6 protein-coding genes are annotated in these 9,465 nt (G+C 58.6%); 5 read left to right on the top strand and 1 reads right to left on the bottom strand.

What is annotated here, in order from left to right:
* Positions 1-122 precede the first annotated feature (122 nt).
* Entirely contained in the window at positions 123-4,595 is a 4,473-nt protein-coding gene (gene gltB, locus VEV40_RS16605; protein ID WP_324833932.1) for a glutamate synthase large subunit, read from the bottom strand.
* A 173-nt stretch (positions 4,596-4,768) separates the two neighbouring features.
* On the opposite strand from gltB, the gene VEV40_RS16600 reads away from it, so the two are divergent.
* From VEV40_RS16600 to argF, 5 genes are read left to right on the top strand one after another with little or no spacing between them, the layout of a single operon-like run.
* The gene (locus VEV40_RS16600) at positions 4,769-5,260 is read left to right on the top strand and encodes an ArgR family transcriptional regulator (protein WP_324833930.1); all 492 of its coding nucleotides are present in this window, start codon (positions 4,769-4,771) and stop codon (positions 5,258-5,260) included.
* Positions 5,260-6,321 (top strand): N-acetyl-gamma-glutamyl-phosphate reductase, encoded by a 1,062-nt coding sequence (argC, locus tag VEV40_RS16595; protein ID WP_324833929.1) that lies wholly within the window; start codon positions 5,260-5,262, stop codon positions 6,319-6,321. The genes VEV40_RS16600 and argC overlap by 1 nt, the downstream gene beginning before the upstream one ends.
* Positions 6,318-7,100, top strand: a complete 783-nt coding sequence (gene argB / locus VEV40_RS16590; RefSeq protein WP_324833928.1) for an acetylglutamate kinase — start codon at positions 6,318-6,320, stop codon at positions 7,098-7,100. Before argC ends, argB begins: the two co-directional genes overlap by 4 nt.
* Positions 7,101-7,111: 11 nt before the next feature.
* On the top strand, positions 7,112-8,371 hold the full coding sequence (locus VEV40_RS16585; protein WP_324833927.1) for an aspartate aminotransferase family protein: 1,260 nt from the start codon (positions 7,112-7,114) through the stop codon (positions 8,369-8,371).
* Positions 8,364-9,353, top strand: a complete 990-nt coding sequence (gene argF / locus VEV40_RS16580; protein ID WP_324833926.1) for an ornithine carbamoyltransferase — start codon at positions 8,364-8,366, stop codon at positions 9,351-9,353. The genes VEV40_RS16585 and argF overlap by 8 nt, the downstream gene beginning before the upstream one ends.
* The last annotated feature ends 112 nt before the right edge of the window (positions 9,354-9,465 follow it).

The following is a 9,465-nucleotide window of genomic DNA, read 5'->3' as shown; positions in this document are numbered from 1 at the left end:
GGGAACGGAGCCAAGAGGCTCCAACTTCAATACGTTGGTTGATTGATAGAAAATGAAAAAGCCCCGAAAGGATCGGGGCTTTTATTTGCAAAGCTCTTGAATCACAAGAGACGTTAGATCGATCACGCTTGAGGTTTTGGCGTGAGGCGGATGAAGCGCTCGCCCAGCGTGTCCCATTCAGACAGCAGCCATTTGGCGCGTGTGCTGCCTGTTTTGCTGGCGTGCAGCGCGATCAGGTTGCGAATGGCAGCCTGGGCTTCGGCATCCAGTGCGTCGCAGCCTTCAGCGTGGAGAAAGCCGCGGTGGTAGCGGGCTTCGCTTAGGAACTTGTCTTCCTCGTCGAAGACCCACGCAGTGCCTCCGGTCATGCCCGCGCCGAAGTTGATGCCGGTATCGCCGAGCACAGCGACGAGACCGCCTGTCATGTACTCGCAGCCGTGGTCACCCACGCCTTCGACGACTGCAACCGCGCCTGAGTTCCGGACCGCAAAACGCTCGCCTGCGCGTCCTGCGGCAAACAGAGAGCCGCTGGTAGCGCCGTAGAGCGCAACATTGCCCAAAATCACATGGCGCTCACTTTCACGCGCGGCGCGGCCCTGTCCGCGAAGAATAAGCTCACCACCGCAGAGGCCCTTGCCAACAAAGTCGTTGGCCAGGCCTTCGAGCTCAAGCGTCATGCCGGGAGCAGCGAAGGCGCCGAACGACTGCCCGGCAACACCTTTCATGCGAATGTCAATCGGGGCCTGCGGGGCAACGCCGTAGTCCTGAAGCAAAGCCAGTTCACCAGAAAGACGCGCGCCCAGGGTGCGGTCTTCGTTGGTAATATTGGCTTCGAGTTCGAACGGAACGCCGGCCTTATACGCGGCGATGGCGGGCGAAACCCACGCATCGTCGATGGGCGCATGTTCTTCCGGACGCAGATTGCGCTTTCCCTGCCAACTGACAACGCCTGCAGTTGAAGCAGCCAGCAACGGCTTCAGGTCGAGTCCGCCAACCTCGCGCACCTGATCGAGCAGGTCGGTGCGTCCTATGGCAGCTTCGAGTGAAGGCAGACCGAGCGTCGCCAGCAGCGCCTGAATATCGCGCGCCAGTTCCTCGAAGAACTTCACCACATGCTCAGGCCGTCCGCGGAACTTTGCCCGCAGATCCGGACGCTGCGTGGCGATGCCCGTAGGACAGGTATTGAGATGGCATTGTCGCGCCATATCGCAGCCGAGCGAGACGAGCACGGCGGTGCCCATAGCGAATTCGTCGGCGCCGAGCATGGCGGCAAAGACGACATCGCGCGCTGTGCGCAGGCCGCCGTCAGTACGGAGACGGACACGTCCGCGTAGCCCGTTCTGGATGAGCACCTGCTGCGTTTCCGCCAGTCCAAGCTCCCACGGATTGCCCGCATACTTAATGCTGGAGAGAGGCGACGCGCCTGTGCCGCCGCTGTGACCCGCGATGACAATATAGTCTGCGTATGCCTTGGCGACGCCTGCTGCCACGGTTCCCACGCCCATTTCGGAGACCAGCTTTACGCCAATCGCAGCCTTCGGATTGACGCGACGCACGTCATGGATAAGCTGCGCGAGGTCTTCAATCGAGTAGATGTCATGGTGCGGTGGCGGGCTGATGAGCTGAATTCCCGGCTGTGCATGGCGGAGGCGCGCAATCAGCTCGGTGACTTTGTGGGCGGGAAGCTGTCCGCCTTCGCCGGGCTTTGAACCTTGCGCGATCTTGATTTCGATTTCCTCAGCGTTCATCAGGTATTCCGCTGTGACGCCGAAGCGGGCCGACGCCACCTGCTTCACCTTGTTGTTAAGCAGATGCGCAGGAACGTTGACGCCGTTGAGCGGTAGTTCACCTGTCGGATCGTAGACGGCGCGGTCTTCCCCGCCCTCTCCTGTGTTGGAGCGCCCGCCGAGCATGTTCATCGCAGCAGTGATGGTCTGATGCGCTTCGGGGCTGAGCGAACCAAGAGACATGGCGCTGGCGATGAAGCGCTTGTAATAGTTCTCGGATGGCTCGACCTGCTCGACGGGCAGTGGGTCGCCCGCCGGACGGAACTCCAGTAGATCACGGAGTACGGTTGGTTCTTTCTCGACAGCGATGCTAGAGAAGGCGGTCCATGCCTGCCCCGGTTCCACGACTGCGGCGGCGTTGCGCGCCGAGCCTGAGACGGTCTGAAGCAAACGCACGGTCTGCGGCTGCCAGCCGTGCGGCTCGGCCTTGTCAGTCTTGCGGAAGCGCACCCAACCGTAATCCGGCAGGTCTTTGACCGCCGTCGCGGTGGTAACAGGCGCGTCGCCTGCGGTGGGATCGTCGCCGTTATTGAAGCTGGTTGTCCACAAGGCGCGGAGTGGCCTTTCGAGTTCAGCGAAACCCACGCCACCGAGCGGAGCGGGCGTTCCGAAGAAGCACTTCTCGACTACTTCATCATTGAGGCCGATGGAGTCGAAGAGATGCGCGCCGCGGTAGCTGTCCACAACAGAGATGCCCATCTTGGACATGATCTTCGCGAGGCCAGCGTCGAAAGCGTGCAGTAGATTCTCTTCGCCTTTTTCTGCATTCTGGGAACGCGCGGTTTCAAGCGCGAGCCACGGGCAGACCGCGCCCGCGCCCATGCCGAGGAGCACCGCGCTGTGGTGCAGGTCGCGGCAATCGCCGGCTTCGACGGCCAGACCAGCGCGGGTGCGCTCACCGGCGCGAATCAGCGCGTGGTGCACTGCGCCGGTTGCCACCGCCATGGGAATGGGAATCGACTGCTGATTGCAGCTGCGGTCGGTGAGCAGCAAAATTGCCGCACCGCCCCGCACGAGATCGATGGCCTTCGCGCAGAGATCTTCAACCGCGGTGAGCAGATTGCAGGCCGGGTTAAAGACGCAGTCGAGAACGGCTAGAGGCAACTCATCAGTGAGTCCGTGCTGGCGCGTGCGCAGAGCCTCTACCTGTCCCAGTGACAGAAACGGTGACGATAGTGAAAGTCCGGGGAGGGCTGCTTTCTTATTCAGCAGGCTGGGCCAGGGGCCGAGACGTGTGTGTAGCTGGATGACGATTGCTTCGCGCAGCGAATCGATGGGCGGGTTCGTGACCTGGGCGAATCGCTGGCGGAAATAGGCATAGACCGGACGCGGCGTTCGCGCCAGCGGGACCAGCGGCGTATCATCGCCCATCGACCAGACGGCATCTTTGCCGTCGCTTGCCATCGGCTGCAGAATCATGCGCACGTCTTCGCGCGTATAGCCAAAACCAAGCTGAAGGCGCAGCAGATCGGCGGAATCCATCGGCGCTACGGGAGTATGCGGATCGAGCGTGGTTTCTTCGAGCAGGCTCTCATATTGAGGCGCGGCATCATCGAAGATTTGTAACAGCTCATCGTTTTCGTAGAGCTTGTGCTTCTGGATGTCGGCGACGAGCATTTCGCCGGGACCGAGACGTCCGCTGTGGATGACTTTTTCCGGATCAAGATCAACCAGGCCAGCTTCGGAGCCGACGACGACGAGATCATCTTCAGTCACGAAGAATCGACAAGGCCGCAGGCCGTTACGGTCGAGCGCTGCGCCGACAAATCGCCCATCAGTAAAGGAGATGGCCGCAGGCCCGTCCCATGGTTCAAGGCAATCTTCGTTATAGGTGAAGAAAGCGGAGTTGCCCTTATCCTCAGCGGGAGGCAACAGCAGACGCACAGATTCAGCAATGGTGCGTCCATTATTGGCGAGCAGCTCAAGTACTTCATCAAGGCTGGTTGAGTCCGAGCCGTCAGGCGAGAAAATGGGCTTCAGATCCTCCGGAAGCGTGGCGGAGCGGGCGTCAATGCGCGCGCGGTTGCCCCACACGGTGTTGATCTCCCCATTGTGCGCGAGCATCCGGAACGGCTGCGCGCGGTCCCACGAGGGGGCCACGTTGGTGGCGTAGCGCTGATGAAATACGGCGAATGGCGTGACGAATTGCGGATTGGAAAGATCGGGGTAAAACTCAGGCAGGAGACGACCAGCGCACATGCTCTTGTAGATCATCGTTGTCGATGAGAGCGAGCAGACGTAACCAGGCGCACCGCTGCGCTCAAATTCCTTGCGCGCAAGATAGAGGCGGCGGTTCAGATGGTCGGCGTCTTTCGACGTGATGAGAACATGGCGGATCACCGGCATGGTCGACAATGCAATTTCGCCAAGAATTTCCGGATGCGTTGGCACTTCGCGCCATGCGAGCACGTCGCAATTCTGGTGCGCGAGCGCCTCCTCTAGTTCTGTATGTGATTCAGGCACGTCGGGCGGAAAGAAAACTACGCCGACGGCAAATGGAGCATCGGACTCAAGGGTGATTCCAGTTGAAGCAAGCAGGAATTCGCGCGGAATCGCTGTACAAATACCGACGCCGTCACTGGATTTGCCATCCGCAGCAACCGCGCCGCGATGCGCCAGACGGGCAAGCGCAGTAAGGGCTTTGGCGAGAATGTCGTATGAGGGCTGGTTGGTAAGGGTCGCAACGAATCCGACCCCGCAGGATTCATGTTCAAAGCGAGAATCTATAAGAGAACGTTGGGCTGGAGCGACAGAGACACTTTTACGCCCCGGTGGCACCGGCGAATCAAAAAAAGTTATGTAGCCCATAGGTAACTATACGATTCTTTCCACTGGCAATCACCAGAAAATTTCACTGAAATCATTGAGCGGCACATAAATGAGGCCGCTTCCGCAGTTTTATTTATGCGCGAAAGAAAAATCTTTTATGCGAAAGCTTGACAGCAACGATATGCATATTTATACAATGAGATTGTATTTTTATGCAAAGCGAGGCACGGCACTTTTCTTGCCGCGTTTTTCAGTTGAGCAAAACAGAGAGACACAATGCGATCCGCGAGCTGGTGGCGAATGCCGCCATTTCCAATCAGGATGAGCTGCGCCGCAAGCTGATTCGGCGCGGCTTCGACGTAACCCAGGCCACAGTCTCGCGCGATATCCACGAGCTTCGCCTCTATAAAGGGCCGAGCGGCTACGCTCTGCCCAGCGGCAACGGCAATGGACGCCATGAAGAAGAGCTGCCTTCGATTCAGGATGTGCTGAACAATTTTGGTCTGAAAGTAAACCAGGCGCTGAACCAGCTTGTGCTGATTACTACGGCGGGTGGCGCGCAGGCGGTAGCTCTCGGCATTGACCACGAAGACTGGCCCGAGGTTGTCGGCACGCTTGCCGGAGATGACACGGTGCTGATTATCTGCCCTGATTTAAAACGCGCGTCACAACTGCGCGCCCGCCTTGAAGAGATGATTGGCTGATGAAGAAGAAAGTGCAAACAGCGGTGATGGGAGTGTCTGGCTATGCCGGAATGGAGCTTGCGCGTCTACTGCTCCGCCATCCGCAGCTTGAGAGCGTAACGCCGCTGTTTCTGCGGCGCGCTGAGACTGCCGGGCACGCGACTCCTCTGACGGAGTTGCATCCGCATCTGTTGGACAACAATGGCTCGCGCTCACTGCATGTCGAGGCATTCTCCTGGGACCTACTCAAGGATCGCGGCGTGGACGTGCTTTTCCTCGCGACGCCGCATGAGCAATCGCGCGAGATGGTTCCGGAAGCGATCGAGCGCGGTCTACGTGTCATTGACCTGAGCGGCGCATGGCGGTTGAGCGAAGCGCAAAACCGCGCAGTTTACAAATTTGAGGATGAGGGTTCTGCGACGGCAGTATCAGTACAGGCAAAGAGCGTTTACGGAATGCCTGAACTGTATCGCGAGGAAATCAAGGATGCTGAACTGGTTGCCAATCCGGGCTGTTATCCAACTTCGGTGATTCTGGCGATTAAGCCTTTGCTTGCGTCCGGCTGGGTTGATCTCGACCGCGGTATTGTCAGCGATTCAAAGTCAGGAGTTTCCGGCGCGGGAAAAGCGCCTTCAGCCAAAACGCATTTTATGTATGCGGCGGACAATCTCTCGGCCTACGGCGTTTTCGGCCATCGGCACACAGGCGAAATGCTGGAGCAACTGGGGCTTCAATCGCGGCAGTTCATCTTTACGCCGCACTTGTTGCCGATTCCGCGAGGGATTTTCTCAACCATCTATCTGTCATTCAAGGAACCGAAGCAGGTGACGGAAATCGAAACCTGTTATCGCAAGTTTTACGAAAACAGCCCAATGGTCAGGCTCTTCCCTGCCGGACAGCTCCCGCAGATCCAGTACTCTGTGCGCACCAATTACTGCGACATCGGCTTCCATCTCGCCGCCGACGGCCGACGATGCGTCATTGTGTCCTGCCTGGACAATCTGCTGAAGGGCGCTGCCGGACAGGCGGTGCAGAACCTGAACGTGATGTATAGATGGAGCGAATCGGAGGGCCTGGCATGAAATATGTGGTGAAACTAGGCGGGGCCGCCCTGGAAAATTCGGAAATGCGCGAGATCTGCGCCAAAGCCGTTGCCGAGTTGGTGAAAGACGGCAATCAGGTGGCGCTGGTGCATGGCGGCGGCGTACAGCTGACGAAGACCCTTAAGCAGCTTGGCAAACAGAGCGAGTTTGTTGCGGGACTGCGCGTGACAGATGCCGAAACGCGTGACGCCGCCCTGATGGTTCTAAGCGGACGCGTGAATAAATCTCTTGTCGCATCGCTTGGCGCGCATGGACAGGCTGCAGTTGGTCTGTGCGGCGGCGATGGCCTCATTTTTCGCGCGCGCAAGAAGAGAACGGCTCCTGATCTTGGTTTCGTGGGCGAAATTGTCGCATCCGACACTCGCTGGCTTGAGGCCATTTGGAAGATGGGCGCTGTCCCTGTACTTTCGAGCCTCGCGCTGGGATTCGACGGCGAGTACTACAACATTAACGCCGACGAGATGGCTGCGGCCTGCGCGGGTGCCTGCAAGGCCGACGCGTTGGTCTTTTTGACGGACGTGCCCGGTGTCCGCGGGGCCGATGGCGAAGTGATGCGCTGGCTCAGCGTTGACAAGATTGCGGCGCTGACCAAAGACGCCGTGATCAGCGGCGGGATGCTGCCGAAACTCAGCGCCTGCCGCGAAGCTTTGCTGCAAGGCGTCAAGCGAGTGCGAATTCTGCCGGCGGAGGTTGCTGGTGTGCTGCCCGATCTTTGCAGCACGCGCGTCACCCACGGCACTGAAGTGATGGTTGCATAGGAGATATGGGAATGAGGCTGGATGCAATCAAAGCAGCGGAAGCGAAACTGCTGCTTACAACCTATGAGCGATACCCGATTCTGTTTGTTCGCGGAGAAGGCGTTCACCTCATCGATGAAAACGGCGGGCGCTATCTCGACCTGTTGAGCGGCATCGGCGTCAATGCCCTGGGATATGGCCACCCTGCGATTGAGATGGCCATTGACGAACAGAGCAGGAAGCTGATCCATATATCTAACCTCTTCTTCCACGAAGGGCAGGCCGAACTGGCGTTGCGTCTGACGGAAGCAAGCGGTATGGACCGTGCCTTTTTCTGTAACAGCGGAACGGAAGCCATTGAGGCCGCACTTAAGCTGGCGCGTGCTCATGCAGGCATGAGGCGCAGTGAAGGCAAGGTGCTGGGCACGAAAGTTCTGGCGCTGGAACACAGCTTCCATGGCCGCACGATGGGTTCAGTAGCGGCCACGCACAAAGAGAAATACCGCGAGCCGTTTGCGCCGGTGATGCCGGACGTTGAGTTTGTCCGCTTTAACGATGTCTCTGACTTAAAGGCGAAATTTTCCAGCGACTCTTGCGCCGTGTTGCTGGAAGCTGTGCAGGGTGAAGGCGGCATTCGCCCTGTATCGCGCGAATTTATTCAGGCCGCGCGGCAGTTGACGCAGTCTACTGGCGCATTGCTGATCGCCGATGAAATTCAGTCGGGCCTGGGTCGCACCGGCAAGTGGTTCGCTTACCAGCATTACGATGTGCAGCCTGATGTGACGACGCTGGCCAAGCCGATTGCCGGCGGCCTGCCGCTTGGCGCGATGCTTTGCACGGAAGACGCGGCGCAGGCGATTCATCCCGGTATGCACGGCACCACCTTTGGCGGGGGGCCGCTGGCATGCGCCGTGGCGATGGCTGTTTTCGACGCGATGGAGAAAGAACATGTACTCGATCACGTCAATGAAATCGGCAACTACTTCCGCCAAAAGCTTGATCAACTGAAGCAGAAGCACTCCGCCATCACGGAAGTGCGCGGTCTCGGGCTGATGCTGGCGGCGGAGCTTGATTCGGCGGAGTTGGCAAAAACGGCCCTGGCGGAAATGATGAAGCGGCGCATCCTTATCAACCGCACCAGTGAAACGGTACTGCGCTTCTTGCCGCCATACATTCTCGGAAAGCAGCATGTCGATGAAGCCATTGCTGCTCTTGACGCAATTTTTACTGAGCACAGTCCCGCTACTGCGGGCGAGCACGCTCAGACTGAAGGAGGAACACACATTGGCTAGCAAAGCATTTGCGGTTCTGGAACAGGAAGCTGGCCTGGGCGAAGCACTCGCAGGACGGGATCTCTGTTCCATCGCCGATCTCACGCCCGCGGAAGTGGCCGCGATTCTCGATCTGGCGCACGACGTAAAGTCTGATCCTGGAAAATATCGCCATGCTCTCGATGCAAAACAGATGGTCATGTTTTTCGAGAAGTCATCGCTGCGCACCCGCCTGACCTTCGAGACGGCCATTAATACGCTTGGCGGCAATGCAATTTTTGTCGACCAGACGCAGTCGCCATTGGGCGAGCGCGAATCGCTGGCGGACATAGCACGTAACCTCGAACGCTGGGTCTCCGTCATTGTGCTGCGTACCTATGCGCACGAAACCATTACAGAGATGGCGCAATACGCCAGCGTTCCGGTTATCAATGCGCTGAGCGATCTCGAACATCCATGCCAGGCACTGGCCGACTTTATGACGATTCAAGAGCGCTTCGGCACATTAAAAGGGCTGCGGTTTACCTATGTCGGCGACGGCAATAACGTCTGCCACTCGCTTATGCTGACAGCTGCGCAGGTGGGCGCGCATTGCACGATCGGAACTCCGAAGAACTACGCGCCGAAGGCGGACATCGTAGCGCAGGCCCGCGCCATCGGCAATATCACCGGCAGCGACATCACTGTTATCAACGATCCAGTTGTCGCAGTCAACGGCGCTGACGCTGTGTATACGGACGTCTGCACCAGCATGGGTTTCGAGCATGAAGCGACAAAACGCGCTCCGATCTTCAAACCGTATCAGGTGAATGAGGCGTTGCTGGCGCACGCTGCGCCGCACGCGGTATTCATGCATTGCCTGCCCGCGCATCGCAATGCTGAAGTGACGGACGCGGTGCTCGATGGACCGCAGTCCGTGGTTTTTGACCAGGCGGAAAACCGCATGCACGCGCAGAAGGCGCTGTTGCTTCTGCTGTTGGGCGGGGCAAAGCTGGGGAAGTAAGTCTCCCGCCATTTGCGCTAATGGTGAGACTCCAGCCTGGAAGATCACAGCAACCGAAGAAACTAGGGGTTTTGCACGAAATGTCTGTCATTCTTGAAAGTCTGCCGGTTGG

The organism is Alloacidobacterium sp. (assembly GCF_035631355.1).
GTDB lineage: Bacteria > Acidobacteriota > Terriglobia > Terriglobales > Acidobacteriaceae > Alloacidobacterium.
This window is presented reverse-complemented; position numbering and strand designations above follow the sequence as displayed.